The sequence below is a fragment of the Exiguobacterium sp. PvP048 genome, from assembly GCF_040549175.1.
Classification (GTDB): domain Bacteria; phylum Bacillota; class Bacilli; order Exiguobacteriales; family Exiguobacteriaceae; genus Exiguobacterium_A; species Exiguobacterium_A artemiae.
Genome location: NZ_JBEPSU010000001.1, coordinates 675185 through 689017 on the forward strand (window position 1 = coordinate 675185; position 13833 = coordinate 689017).

The 13833-nt window shown below is 50.5% G+C and carries 11 protein-coding genes; all 11 read right to left on the minus strand.

Annotated elements, in window-relative coordinates; translation table 11 throughout:
- Window position 1: 1 nt before the first annotated feature.
- Complete coding sequence (uvrB, locus tag ABIC15_RS03405; protein WP_413230424.1) at window positions 2–1969, minus strand: excinuclease ABC subunit UvrB; 1968 nt, start codon at window positions 1967–1969, stop codon at window positions 2–4.
- Window positions 1970–2136: 167 nt separating this feature from the next.
- The gene (locus ABIC15_RS03410) at window positions 2137–3300 is read right to left on the minus strand and encodes a PDZ domain-containing protein (protein WP_354019713.1); all 1164 of its coding nucleotides are present in this window, start codon (window positions 3298–3300) and stop codon (window positions 2137–2139) included.
- 19 nt (window positions 3301–3319) lie between these two features.
- Complete coding sequence (locus ABIC15_RS03415) at window positions 3320–4741, minus strand: S41 family peptidase (protein ID WP_354019714.1); 1422 nt, start codon at window positions 4739–4741, stop codon at window positions 3320–3322.
- 95 nt (window positions 4742–4836) lie between these two features.
- Entirely contained in the window at window positions 4837–6237 is a 1401-nt protein-coding gene (locus tag ABIC15_RS03420) for a peptidoglycan DD-metalloendopeptidase family protein (protein WP_354019715.1), read from the minus strand.
- Window positions 6238–6278: 41 nt separating this feature from the next.
- Complete coding sequence (ftsX, locus tag ABIC15_RS03425) at window positions 6279–7178, minus strand: permease-like cell division protein FtsX (RefSeq protein ID WP_354019716.1); 900 nt, start codon at window positions 7176–7178, stop codon at window positions 6279–6281.
- Window positions 7168–7854: a cell division ATP-binding protein FtsE gene (ftsE, locus tag ABIC15_RS03430; RefSeq protein ID WP_209547953.1), complete on the minus strand. Its 687-nt coding sequence runs from the start codon at window positions 7852–7854 to the stop codon at window positions 7168–7170. Before ftsE ends, ftsX begins: the two co-directional genes overlap by 11 nt.
- Before the next feature lie 194 nt (window positions 7855–8048).
- The gene (gene cccB, locus ABIC15_RS03435) at window positions 8049–8411 is read right to left on the minus strand and encodes a cytochrome c551 (protein ID WP_199505838.1); all 363 of its coding nucleotides are present in this window, start codon (window positions 8409–8411) and stop codon (window positions 8049–8051) included.
- 110 nt (window positions 8412–8521) lie between these two features.
- A complete protein-coding gene (locus tag ABIC15_RS03440) occupies window positions 8522–9391 on the minus strand; it encodes a YitT family protein (RefSeq protein WP_354019717.1) in 870 nt (289 codons plus the stop codon).
- Window positions 9392–9492: 101 nt separating this feature from the next.
- The gene (locus ABIC15_RS03445) at window positions 9493–9996 is read right to left on the minus strand and encodes a GNAT family N-acetyltransferase (protein ID WP_354019718.1); all 504 of its coding nucleotides are present in this window, start codon (window positions 9994–9996) and stop codon (window positions 9493–9495) included.
- Between the two features lie 67 nt (window positions 9997–10063).
- On the minus strand, window positions 10064–11164 hold the full coding sequence (prfB, locus tag ABIC15_RS03450; protein ID WP_012371291.1) for a peptide chain release factor 2: 1101 nt from the start codon (window positions 11162–11164) through the stop codon (window positions 10064–10066).
- Between the two features lie 67 nt (window positions 11165–11231).
- Window positions 11232–13751: a preprotein translocase subunit SecA gene (gene secA / locus ABIC15_RS03455; protein ID WP_214849551.1), complete on the minus strand. Its 2520-nt coding sequence runs from the start codon at window positions 13749–13751 to the stop codon at window positions 11232–11234.
- Window positions 13752–13833 lie beyond the last annotated feature (82 nt).

The following is a 13833-nucleotide window of genomic DNA, read 5'->3' on the forward strand; positions in this document are numbered from 1 at the left end:
CTTAGGCACCTGCTTTCAATTCTAAGATAAGGTCACGCAATTCTGCTGCCCGTTCAAACTGCATATCTTTCGCCGCTTGACGCATCTCTTGATCGAGTTGTTCGAGCAGTGTTTCGCGTTCCGGTTTTTTCAGTTTGTTGAACTTCTCGAGTTTTTCGACTGTATCGTCGCTCTCGATTGTCGTACTGATGACACCACGGACATCCTTTTGAATCGTTTTCGGCGTGATGCCGTGTTCTTTATTAAAGGCGAGCTGAATGTTGCGCCGCCGTTCCGTTTCATCAATGGCCCGCTGCATCGAGTCGGTCATCTTATCGGCAAACAGAATGACGTGCCCTTCCGAGTTCCGGGCTGCCCGACCGATCGTCTGAATCAGTGACCGTTCCGAACGCAGGAATCCTTCCTTGTCGGCATCAAGTATCGTCACGAGCGAGACTTCCGGAATATCCAGTCCTTCCCGCAACAGGTTGATCCCGACGAGGACATCGTATTTCCCGAGCCGTAAATCGCGGATGATTTCAATCCGCTCAAGCGTCTTGATTTCCGAGTGCATGTAGTTGACCTTAACGCCATGCTCCTTCAGATAATCCGTCAAATCCTCCGACATTTTTTTCGTCAATGTCGTCACGAGCACACGTTCATTTTTCGCGACCCGTTCGCGGATGTTATCCATCAAGTAGTCGATTTGACCTGTGATCGGATGAATCTCGATCGTCGGATCAACGAGTCCGGTCGGACGGATGATTTGTTCGACCATTTCTTTTGTATGTTCGATTTCGTAAGGACCGGGTGTCGCCGAGATATAAATCGCTTGGCTGACCTTTTCCTCAAATTCCTCGAACCGGAGCGGCCGGTTGTCCTTCGCTGACGGCAGACGGAAGCCGTGGTCGACGAGGACTTGTTTCCGAGCCTGGTCCCCGTTGTACATCCCGCGGATTTGCGGCAACGTCACGTGCGACTCATCGGCGACCAGTAAAAAGTCTTTCGGGAAGTAATCGATCAACGTGTACGGTGTCGAGCCCGGCGGCATTAAGTTCAAGTGACGGGAATAGTTTTCGATCCCCGAGCAGTAACCCATCTCACGCATCATCTCAAGGTCATAATTCGTCCGCTGTTCGAGCCGCTGGGCTTCGAGCAGCATACCGTCTTCCCGCATCTTCGCGAGTTGTGTCTCAAGTTCTGCCTCGATGTTCGTAATCGCTTTTTGCAGCCGGGTATCCCCGGTCACGAAGTGGGATGCCGGGAAAATCGAGATGTGTTCCCGGTCGGCGATGATTTCACCGGTCAACGGGTCCATGTCGCGGATCCGTTCAATCTCATCTCCGAAAAATTCAACCCGGACACACTGTTCGTCACGCGATGCCGGGAAAATTTCGACGACGTCTCCCCGGACGCGGAACCGTCCGCGCTGGAAATCGATATCGTTCCGTTCATATTGAATGTCGATCAGACGACGCAACATCTCGTTTCGTCCCATTTCGTTTCCGACACGGAGCGACAGCACATGGTTGTTGTACTCTTCCGGATTACCAAGACCATAAATACACGAAACCGAGGCGACAATTAAGACGTCTTCGCGTTCAAACAGCGCTGACGTCGCTGAGTGACGCAACTTATCGATCTCATCATTGATGGACGAGTCCTTTTCGATGAACGTATCCGTTGACGGCACGTAAGCTTCCGGTTGGTAATAATCATAAAAGCTGACGAAATATTCGACCGCGTTGTTTGGGAAGAACTCTTTGAACTCCGAATACAGCTGACCGGCAAGTGTCTTATTGTGGGCCAGGACCAACGTCGGCTTCTTAATCTCTTTGATGACGTTCGAGACGGTGAAGGTTTTCCCTGTTCCCGTCGCTCCGAGCAACGTCTGATGGCGCTCGCCGTTCTTGACGCCTGCAATCAATTTTTCAATCGCTACCGGTTGATCGCCACCCGGTTCAAATGGTGATACTAACTCAAAATCCATCGTATTCTTCCCCCTCATCCAGTTCACAAAATCTATTTTCATTGTACCACTTTACGAACAAACATTCGATTTTGAAGTGCTCCATTTAAAAGTTACCCGTTTTTCACGAAAAGAAAAAGTCCAGCCCGCAGGCTGAACTGTTTTTTACGCTGAATTTTAAACTCAAGTCACTGCAGGGTCCGGATTTTCGTCCGTTTGTTGCCAGGTTCACTGACGAACAAAATCCCGAGATCATGATGATCCTGTTCATAAAAAGCCCGCTGCGCGAACCGGACATCTCCGTTGTGATTCATGACCTCGAGACGGAGGTACGGTTTGTGTTTTTGAATCGCTTCGTAAAACGACTTCTCCGACTCGACGAACTCTCCATTGACTTTATAAATCGCTTCGCCCGGGACGAGTCCCATCTCAGAAGCCGGCTTCTCCGGTAACGTTCCGAGAATGACGACCCCGCGTTTTCCGTTGAGGAACAGCGGTGTCTGCGAGCGGTTGAGTCGTTTAATCCGCTGATGCAAAATCAGGTGTACGATCAGCAGGACGGGTAATCCGTATAACCAGACAGCCTGTCCGGTCAAGAAGGCGCCTGCCGCAAGCACGACGGACAAGACGAACGTCAGCAGTCGTCCCTGGATCAGCGGACGGATTAACTGGTCCGGCAACTGTCCGGTAAAGAGGAAACTGAATCCGATCGGCAAAAACAGGACAATCGGAACGAACTCCGGAAACGACCATTGTGGAATGAGCGTTTCCAGGCTGCTGCCCGGTACAAAGACGACGAGCGGAATCAGCCACAGCTTATTCGACGAAAGTCCACCGATGTAACGTCCCCGCTTCGATAAGACCAAGGAAGGTGATAAATTCTTTTTCCCCCGCCAGATCAACAGTACCAGTTCAGCTCCCAAGGACAAGGCCGCAAGCAACAGCCAGTCGCTGACCGTGACATCCCGGAGACTGTCAACCCGGTCACCCGTCATGAACCAGGTGACGCCGGCAAGCAGGACGAGCGGTCCGAGCGGTAAATTGAAGCGGATGACACCGGTCAACAAAATCAGGAACGTCAACACCATGAAGGCGATCAGAAACTCTGTTGAGACCGTCAACGTCAGACTCACACTGATGACGGATAAGACAAGACCAACCACGAAGCCCGGAACAAGCGTTTCGAAGAGATCGGTCCGTTTGCTACGCGTGCGTGACCGGAACAGATTCCGTTCACGTTTGATACGTCGCATACTGAGTAAAAAACTGACTAGAACGGCTAACCACAAGATTGGACTAGCGAAGAGACTAATCACTGTCCAACCGATTCCATCGAGTAATTCCACGCCCATTCAGACCTCTTTCTGTAAGTTATTGTGCAGCGACTTCCAACGCCTTGATGCGCTGGACATCATTTTTTTCGTCTTCCAGTTTCTTCAGGAGACGCGTTTCCATCTCGGAAGCGGTCACCTGATCGATTTTGCCGGTCACCTCAAGCTTCGCGTCTTTTTGGAGACGCTCGACCGCCTGTTTCATCGTATCGCCGAAGTAACCGTCCTGTCCTTTCGGATCAAAACCGATCGCTTCAAGAACCAGGTGTGCGTTTTCGACAGGCTTGCCGTAATCGCCGCTTGCAAGCGTCTTATTATCCGTCAGAATCTTCGTGACGTTAAAGTAATCCGGCTGTTTGACTTCGACCGTCGGCTTGACGCCTTTTTTATGAATCCAGTTGCCGTCCGGTGTCAGCCATTTATTCGTCGTCAGCTTCAAATCACTGCCGTCTTTTAAATCATAAGCGCTTTGGACGATTCCTTTTCCGAACGATTTCGTCCCGACCACTTCGGCACCGGCGCCTTCTTTTAATCCGGCGGCCAGAATTTCCGAAGCCGAGGCCGATCCGCTGTCTTCGAGGACAACGAGCTTATAAGGTTTCTTCTCTTCCGCTTTCCCGAATTCCTGCGTCCGCTCCCCTTTGTTGTCTTCCACCTGGAAAATCGGTGTGTCTTTCGGGATGAACGGCGCAATCATTTGTGAAACGGCTGTCAGCAAGCCGCCCGGATTTCCCCGGACATCGATGACAAGACCATCAATGTTTTTCTCCTCGAGGGCTGCGAGTTGTTTCTCGAACTCTTTTGCTGTCGGGTCCGAGAATTGTGTCACTTGCAGGACACCAATCGTCTTGCCGTTGATTTTTTCCGTTTTCGAATAAACCGTCTCGATCGGAATTGTATCGCGGACGATTGAAATCTTCATCGGATCCTGTCCGCCGCGTTGAATCGTCAAGACGACTTTCGTCCCTTTTTCGCCGCGGATTTTCTTGACCGCTTGATCCGTTTTCTGTCCTTTTGTTGATTTACCGTCAATTTCTAAAATAATATCCCCCGGTTTGATACCGGCTTTTTCAGCGGGCGATCCCTTGATTGGTGAGACGATGACAATCGATTCGCCTTTTTGTTCGAGGGTCGCACCGATGCCTTCGAATGAAGACGACAAATTCGTGTTGAACGATGCCGTTTCCGATTCGTCCATGTAGACCGAGTACGGATCGTCGAGGACTTCCGTCATGCCGGTTAATGCCCCTTCCAGCAATTCCTGATCCGTCACGTCCTCCAAATAATTTTGTGAAATCATCTGCCGGACCTGATCGATCTTTTTCCAATTCCCCGTTGCATTGGATGAAGAACTTGTTGCTACTGAATCCGTTCCACCTGTCGCTAACATCCCGACAGCACCTGCTCCGAGACCCAGGCCAAACGTGCTGACCGCTATGACGGCCGTTGTCGATTTTTTCACGCGTAATTCCTCGTTTCTGGTCTAAACCTGCTATTTTTTTCAGTATAGCAAAAAAAGATAGGTTACCCTATCTTTTCGTCAGTCGTACGTTGAAGTTATAAGATGTAAGGCGCCGGATCGACCGCATTCGGTTGTCCGACAGCCCATTCACCGCGATGAATCTCAAAGTGAAGGTGTGGTCCCGTCGACCAGCCCGTCGAACCGAGTTTACCGACGATATCGCCCGGCATGACTGTTTGCCCGGCTTTGACAGAAACCGAATCGAGGTGTCCGTAAACGGTCGTCCAGACTTTTCCGTCGATCAAATGCGTAATCATGACGACATTTCCGTAGCCGGTTGCACTGCCGGCCCGGAGGACAATCCCGCCGGCCGCCGCTTTGATCGGCGTCCCTTTGGCATTAACGAGATCGATTCCGGTATGTCGTTCCGACTTCCCGGTCAACGGATTGGTGCGGGGACCAAACGGTGACGAGACGTAGCCGGTCACAGGCAACAGGAACGGTTTGATCGACGTGCTTGGATTAGATGTCGCCGGTTGGGACGGGGCTTCCGTCACCGGTTCTGAAGCAGCCGGCGGACGGGAAGTCGTATCATTCCGTTCTTTCTGTTCTTTTTGCGCTTGTGCTTTTTGTTCCGCCTGACGCTGTGCTTCTGCCTCTGCTTCCCGGGCAGCAGCTTCTGCAGCTCTCTGTGCCGCTTCCGCCCGTTCTTTCGCTTCCTGCTGGGCCTGGAGTTCGGCTGCCCGCAACTCTTCCAATTGACGGCTGATCAGACGTTTTTGATCTTCAAGAATCGAGGCTTCTTCTGCTTTCGTAAACTGTTCCTGTTGCAACTGTTTGACCTGGCTGTTCAAACGGACAACCAACGTCCGTTTGATTTCCGATTCCGCGATGATCCGGGTCTGCAGAATCAGCAGTTTCCGTTGCTCTTTCTTTAACTGTCCGAGAACCAGTTCCTGCTCGGACCGTTGTTCGGTTAATTGTTTGACGTTTGCCTGATAGGTCTGCAGGACACCGTCATCCTGCTTGATAATTTCACTGACAGTGCTGAAACGCGAAATCAGATCTCCAAAATCTTTTGCATCGAGCAATACTTCGATGTATTTGACGTCGCCGTCCCGTTGAACGGACCGCAGACGGTCTCCGATCAACTTTTCCTGTGTCCGGATTTTGGATTCGGTTTGACCGACGGCACGGGTGACGATCGCCAGTTCTTCTTTGGCAACAGAAACAGCCGCCTGTTGATCCGCAATCTTACTCGCTAAATCTTCCAGACGGCTGTTGACTTCATCAAGGCGCGCTTTTGCTTCCTTGCGCTCCTGTTTCGTCAAGACTAACTTCTCCGATGTCTGATTCTGCGATTGTTCCGTCTCTTGCAGACGGGACTCGACCTCCTGTTGTTCCTTCAACAAATCTTCCTTGGACGTTGCCTGAACGGATACACTTGAACCAATTAATGCCAAGCTTAGGACGGTAGAACAGAATCGGACCTTCATGAGAAGCATCTCTCCTCTATCTTTTATTTGATTTTTAGAATTTAAATCTTCAAGAAACGGCCAAGTGACGTCGTTGATCCCCAGACACCGATGAAGGCACCGAGTGCAAGCAGAATGACAGACACTTGAATCGACAGTTCACCCGGTGGAATCAAGGTGAAAATTGAGGCATTCAATGATACGAGTTGTGGTTGCAATGCATTGTACGTCACTTCGTATCCGAAGTAGACGACAGCAATCGGAATCAGTGCCCCGAGTACCCCCATCAGCAGTCCTTCGATGAAGAACGGTGCACGGATGAAGCCGTTTTTTGCACCAACGAGTCGCATGATTTCAATCTCACGGCGACGTGAGAAAATCGTGACCTTGATCGTATTCGAAATGAGGAACATCGCCATGAATGTCAAACCGACAATCAGGATGATTCCGCCGATCCGAACCCCTTGAAGGAAGTTGAACATCTTCTCAACATAATCTTCGCCATATTCGACACTATCTATATTTTCCATTTTTTTGACGGTATTTGCAATAGTTTCTGTCTCATTTGGTGAAGTTGCCTTGACGATATACCGGTCGTGGAGCGGATTATCCTTCTCAACCGACTGGTAGGCCTGTGATCCTTCGCCAAGCTGTTCCTTGAAGCGGTCCAGTTCTTCTTCTTTTGAGCTGTAACGAACAGATTCAACACCCGGCATCTGTTCTAGTTTTTTTCCAACTGCATCGATTTTTGCCTGATCGGACTCTCGTTCGACGAACACTTGAATTTCGACGTCTTTTTCGACGTTATCGGAAATCTTGTTGACGTTGAACATGACCATCGCAAAAATCCCTACGAGTAATAAGGTCACGGTAACGGCACTGACGGAAGCGAATGTCATCCAGCCGTTTCGGACGAGACCTTTTGCCCCTTCCCGTAAATGACGGAATCCATTAAACTTCATAGCCGTACATTCCTTTCTCTTCGTCTCGGACGATTTTTCCACCGTCAATCGCGAGGACGCGATGACGCATCTTATTGACGATATCTCGGTTGTGGGTCGCCATTACGACCGTTGTCCCACGGCGATAAATCTCTTCAAACACTTCCATGATCTCCCATGCGGTATCCGGGTCGAGGTTTCCTGTCGGCTCATCGGCGATGACAAGGGCAGGACGATTGACAATGGCTCTCGCGATCGAGATCCGTTGCTGTTCTCCACCGGATAATTCATCAGGATAGTTCCGTTCCTTGTGCTTCAACTTCACGAGATCGAGTACTTCAAGCACTTTCTTACGGATTTGCGAGCGGTCTTCCCCGACAACTTCAAGGGCGAACGCGACGTTTTCATAAACCGTCAAGGACGGGAGTAGTTTAAAGTCTTGGAAGATGACGCCGATTTGGCGACGAAGTTCGGGGATTTGGCGGTTTTTCAACTTACCTACTTCAATTCCTTTAAATAAAAACGAACCGCTTGTCGGACGTTCTTCGCGATACATCATTTTCATGAATGTCGATTTCCCGGCTCCGGATGGACCAACGATATAGACGAATTCGCCTTGGTTGATCGTCAAATTGACTTCACGAAGTGCCGTGACACCGTTCGGATAAATTTTGCTGACTTGTTGCATCTTGATCACTTACTTCACATCCTTACTTGATTACTGATGCTGATCAGATAGGTCTTAACGCCTACCGACCCCCATTATAACAGGCAACAATTTTTAAGCACATTACAATCAAATGTCATTTCCGGCTGATTTACATAAAAAAAGGGAGCCGGACAGCGAACATTTGTCATGTTCGTCATCTCTAGCCCCATACTATCACATAATTATTTTTTGTCAGCTAACCAATCCGCAACGGCGACGATTTCTTTGTCGTCTTTCAGGATACCGGCTGGCATTTGCCCTTTACCGTTTTTGATGATTTTTTGAATTTCTTCCGAAGAATATTTCGCTCCGACTTTCGTCAAGTTCGGTCCGACATTTCCCTCGAGATTATTCCCGTGACACGAAGCACAGTTGTTGGCGAAGATTTTTTCAGCGTCAACCGCTGTTTCTGTTTTTGACGAATCATCGCTCATCGTCGACTCGTCTTTTGATGTATCAGACGAACTTGAATCGTCACTGCCGCATGCACCGAGTACAAGCGTCGCACCGAGTCCGGCTGCGAGTAAAAGTTTTTTCAGCTTCATCCGTATATCCCCCTTAGTAAGTACCAAATAACGTTGTTTGTTATTAGAGTATAACCGTTATCGCTACTTTTTAAGCGTGATTTCACAAAAACTTCACGAATAACAAACGATTACGGCACATTCCGGTACCGTTTATCATCTGAAAAACCAAGTCCCAGCACTTCATGGGCTTCACTGACGACCAAAAAGGCTGTCGGATCGATGTGCTTGACGATTTCCTTTAACGTCGTGATTTCCCCCTGCCGGACGACGACCATCAGCATCGGCTTGCGTGTCCGGGTAAAGGCACCGGCCGCTTCGATTTCCGTCGCTCCCCGGTCAAGCGTCTGGAAAATCTCTTTGACGAGCGCTTCCCGTTGATCGGAGATGATATACGCCAGCTTATCGTTCGTGATGCCGAGTTGGACGACATCAATCATCTTGATCGTAATGAACAAGGCAACGAGGGCATACAAACCGATTTCAAGCGAGAAGATGATTGCGGCACTGATGACGATCGTCCCGTCGAGCAACGCGATACAGAAATGGAGCGGAATTTTCGTGAAGCGGTGCAGAATCTGGGCAATCAAATCCATCCCGCCGGTCGAGGCCCGGGCTTTAAAAATCAGACCGAGACCGATGCCGACACCGGCTCCGCCGAAGATCGCAGCAAGCATCGGATTCATCGTCGCTGCCGGCACCTCGAACCGTTCATAAACCAAGATGACGACCGGTAAAAAAATCGAGCCGACGAGTGATTTGACGCCGAAGCCCATCCCGAGGATCATCCAGCCGATCGCAAGCAAAACGATATTCGCAATCAGCTGAAACAAACCCGGTGAAATTCCGAACAGATCGTTCAAGACAATCGACAGACCGCTGACGCCTCCGGAGGCCAACTGGTTCGGTGCCAAAAATAAACTGAAGGCACTGGCGACAAAGACTGAGCCGAGTAATAAATACACATAGTCGCGGACGACTTCCTGACGTGTTGATGTCATAACGTTACATTTCCCCTTATATAAGTTCTACAACCCGTTTTTCATTTTAGCGGAAAAACAGAGGAGCGACTAGAAGGGCTGAGCAACTCGCAGTGGTTCTCTTATACCGCACTAAAGGGTTTCGAGTACCGGACTATACCGGTGACTCCTTTTAATGCCTGCCGTTCAAGCGGCATGACCAGAAAGACGTCCGTCGGAACCGGGAACGGGGCTTCGATGCCGTAATCGGCCGCCCGTTCGAACCCGAACTGCGGATAATAACTGTCATGACCGAGGACGACGATATGTGATTCCCCGGCTTCCCGGGCGTCTTCAATCACTTGGCGGATCAGTTCCGAGCCGATGCCTTTGCGTTGCCAGAACGGTTTGACACCGACCGGGGCTAATGCAAGCGACGGGATGTCCTCGATGTAAATCCGGCTCAGTAGGACGTGACCGACGATCTCGCCCTTATCGGTGACGGCGACGCGGCTGTAGTGCGGCAGCGACTCTTCCTCTTCCCGCAACGCTTCGACGAGATCGGCTTCCGTCCGTTGACCAAAGGCGGCCTGATGAACAAGCCGGATTCCGGCCGCATCCTTGAATATTTCTGTACGAATCTGCATCTGTTGCACTCCTTCAATCGAATTGGTAGAAAAAAACCGCCGACACAAAGGCCGACGGGATATCCACTTACATATTCATTAAGCGCAGGTACGCATCGATGAAGCCCATGATGTCCCCATCCATCGCGCCTTGCGTATTCCCGACTTCGTAGTTCGTCCGGTGATCCTTAACCATGCTGTATGGGTGGAAGACGTATGAACGAATCTGACTGCCCCAGGCGATATCTGATTTTTCGCCACGGATTTCGTCGAGTTTCTTTTGTTTTTCTTCGATTTCACGTTGATAAAGTTTTGCTTTCAACATCTTCATTGCCGCTTCACGGTTCTTGATTTGCGACCGTTCCTGCTGACATGACACGACGACACCTGTCGGAACGTGCGTAATCCGAACAGCAGAGTCCGTCGTATTGATGTGCTGTCCACCGGCACCGGATGCCCGGTACGTATCGACACGCAAGTCTTCTGTCCGGATCTCGATATCGATATCATCGTTGAATTCCGGCATGACGTCACACGACACGAACGACGTATGGCGACGGCCTGACGAGTCGAACGGAGAAATCCGCACGAGACGGTGAATCCCTTTTTCCGCTTTCAAATACCCATAGGCGTTGTGCCCCTGGATCCGGAGCGTGACCGATTTCACACCGGCTTCGTCACCCGGCTGATAGTCCATTGTTTCGACTTTCCAGCCCTGCTTGTCGCAGAAACGTTGATACATCCGTAACAACATCGATGCCCAGTCCTGTGACTCGGTTCCGCCGGCGCCCGGGTGCAATTCGAGAATCGCGTTGTTGGCATCGTATTCGCCGTTCAACAGGATTTGCAGTTCGAACTCATCAAATTTCTTTTTGATGTCGCCGAGTTCCGACTCCAGTTCTTCCTGAAGTTCAACGTCCGGCTCTTCTTTAATCAATTCGTACGTCAAGACGATGTTTTCGTGACCGTCTGCGAGGTGCTGGTATTTATCGACCATCGCTTTCAGACCGTTTGATTCGTCGATGACTTTTTGAGCCGACTCCTGATTGTTCCAGAAGTCCGGGTACGTCATCTCGTTTTCAAGCTCCTCGATGCGTGAAATCTTCGTCTCGAGATCGAGTGATGCTTTGTATTCATCGAGTTTCTTTTCCATCCACTCGGCGGTATTACGTATTTCTGCTAATTCCATTGTGTTCCACCTTCTCTTTCCGTCAAAAGAGGCAGGAATCTCCCGCCTCTTTCAGCCGCTTCGTCACTTATGCCTGACGGCCGTGACAGTTCTTATATTTTTTACCGGATCCGCACCAACATGGGTCGTTACGTCCGATTTGTTCATTTGGATTTTTCCGGACCGGTGCTTTCTTGACGACCTTGTCCTCTTTACCGGAAACGGCGACTTCGTCTTTAACGACTTTTTCGCGTTTCAGGTTCGGATCAAGATCCGCCCGAAGAACGAACTGTGTCACTTCTTCCGCAATCGCTGCGTTCATCGTATCAAACATCATCGAACCTTCCGATTGATACTCACGAAGTGGATCGTTCTGACCGTAAGCGCGTAAGTGAATCCCTTCACGCAATTGATCCATTTGATCGATATGGTTCATCCAGTGCTGGTCGACGGCGCGGAGAACGATGACTTTCTCGAACTCGTCAAACGCTTCAGCCGGCACTTCCGAGCGTTTGTGCTCGTAATGGGCGAAAGTCCGTTCTTTTAACAGTTCGATGATTTCTTCGCGTTCCTTGCCGAACAGATCCTGCTCGGAGACTTTTTCTTCGAGCGCAAGCGTCTGGTTGGCCCACTCTGCTAATGCAGCGATGCTCCACTCTTCCGGAACGAACTCGATTGGCGTGTACTGATGGACACCCGCTTCAATCGTCTGTTCGACCATCGGACGGACGATGTCAGAAACCGACTGGGCATCAAGAATCGCCGCCCGGTCCGCGTACATGACTTTCCGTTGATCGGCCATGACGTTATCGTACCCGAGAACCTGTTTCCGCGCATCGAAGTTATTTCCTTCGACGCGTTTTTGAGCCGATTCAACAGCCCGTGAAACCATCCGGCTTTCGATCGGTTGCGAATCATCCATTCCGAGACGGTCCATCATCGATTGCAGGGAATCCGATCCGAAACGACGCATCAATTCATCTTCGAGTGACAAGTAGAACTGGGATGCCCCCGGATCTCCCTGACGTCCGGCACGACCACGGAGCTGGTTATCGATCCGGCGGGATTCGTGACGCTCCGTCCCGAGGATGTAAAGACCGCCTTTTTCAATGACGCCTTGTCCGAGCTTGATGTCGGTACCACGACCGGCCATGTTCGTTGCGATCGTGACCGCGTTCGGTTGTCCGGCATTCTCGATGATTTCCGCTTCCCGCGCATGGTTTTTTGCGTTCAAGACTTCATGGCGGATGCCACGTTTCTTGAGGATGCTGCTGAGCAACTCTGACGTCTCGACGGCAACCGTACCGACGAGGACCGGTTGTCCTTCGCGGTGGGCACGTTCGATTTCGTCCGCGACTGCGGCAAACTTCCCGTTCATCGTCTTGAAGATCAAGTCAGCGCGGTCATCCCGGACGATCGGTTTGTTCGTCGGAACCGGTACGACGTGCATGTTGTAGATGTTACGGAATTCTTCTTCCTCGGTTTTCGCTGTCCCGGTCATCCCGGCAAGCTTCGTGTACATCCGGAAGAAGTTTTGGTACGTGATCGTCGCAAGTGTCATCGATTCGCGTTGAATCTCAACACCTTCTTTCGCTTCAATCGCCTGGTGCAGCCCTTCCGAGTAACGGCGGCCTTCCATGACACGACCCGTGAACTGGTCAATGATCATGACTTCATCTTCACGAACCATGTAATCGACATCCCGGTGCATGACCGAGTTGGCACGGAGCGCCAGGCTCAAGTGATGGTTAAGAGCGATGTGATCGAGCGCAAACAAGTTATCGATGCCGAAGTATTTTTCAGCACGGTCGATTCCCTGTTCCGTCAGCAATACACTTTTCGTCTTGATGTCGACCGTATAGTCTTCATCCGCTTTCATCATTTTCGCGAACATGTCCGCTTGTGAATAAAGCGCTGTTGATTTTTCGGCAGAACCGGAGATGATCAACGGTGTCCGTGCTTCATCGACGAGAATCGAGTCGACTTCATCGACGACAGCGAAGTAAAGCGGACGCTGGACGCGGTCTTCTTTATAGAGGACCATGTTGTCACGCAAGTAATCGAAGCCGAACTCATTGTTCGTTCCGTATGTGATGTCACAGCTGTACGCCGCTTGTTTTTCCTGGCGCGACATGCTCGACAAGTTCAGACCAACCGATAAACCGAGTGCTGCGTAAAGGGGTTCCATGATGTCCCGGTCACGTTTCGCCAAGTATTCGTTGACGGTGATGACGTGAACGCCGTTGCCGGCGAGGGCATTCAAATAGACGGGAAGTGTCGCGACAAGCGTTTTCCCTTCCCCGGTTTTCATTTCGGCGATATCGCCGTTGTGCAGGACGTATCCGCCGATCAGCTGGACACGGTAATGACGCATCCCGAGGACACGTGTTGAAACTTCGCGACAGACCGCAAAAGCTTCCGGTAAAATATCATCGAGGTCTTCCCCGTTCTCAAGACGAGTCCGGAATTCGACCGCTTTTCCTTCTAATTCCTGATCCGATAAGGCAGCGACTTGTGCCTCAAATGATTCCACGGCATCCGCCGCTTTTTCTGCTTTTTTCAGAACACGTTTCGTCGGTGCGAATAACTCTTTTAGAAAATTAGCCATGCCTTACAGTCCCCTTACTTCGAACGATTCTTTAAACGAACAGAATTCCGAGATTTTTCCTTTATTCAGTGTACCGAATACC

Bases quoted from the DNA above. Each gene is read 5' to 3' on its own strand.
- ABIC15_RS03440 (WP_354019717.1), bottom strand. From the start codon at position 9,391: ATGACATCAACACGTCAGGAAGTCGTCCGCGACTATGTGTATTTATTA.
- ABIC15_RS03410 (WP_354019713.1), bottom strand. From the start codon at position 3,300: ATGGGCGTGGAATTACTCGATGGAATCGGTTGGACAGTGATTAGTCTC.
- ABIC15_RS03445 (WP_354019718.1), bottom strand. From the start codon at position 9,996: ATGCAGATTCGTACAGAAATATTCAAGGATGCGGCCGGAATCCGGCTT.
- prfB (WP_012371291.1), bottom strand. From the start codon at position 11,164: ATGGAATTAGCAGAAATACGTAATACCGCCGAGTGGATGGAAAAGAAA.
- ABIC15_RS03420 (WP_354019715.1), bottom strand. From the start codon at position 6,237: ATGAAGGTCCGATTCTGTTCTACCGTCCTAAGCTTGGCATTAATTGGT.
- uvrB (WP_413230424.1), bottom strand. From the start codon at position 1,969: ATGGATTTTGAGTTAGTATCACCATTTGAACCGGGTGGCGATCAACCG.
- ftsX (WP_354019716.1), bottom strand. From the start codon at position 7,178: ATGAAGTTTAATGGATTCCGTCATTTACGGGAAGGGGCAAAAGGTCTC.
- secA (WP_214849551.1), bottom strand. From the start codon at position 13,751: ATGGCTAATTTTCTAAAAGAGTTATTCGCACCGACGAAACGTGTTCTG.
- cccB (WP_199505838.1), bottom strand. From the start codon at position 8,411: ATGAAGCTGAAAAAACTTTTACTCGCAGCCGGACTCGGTGCGACGCTT.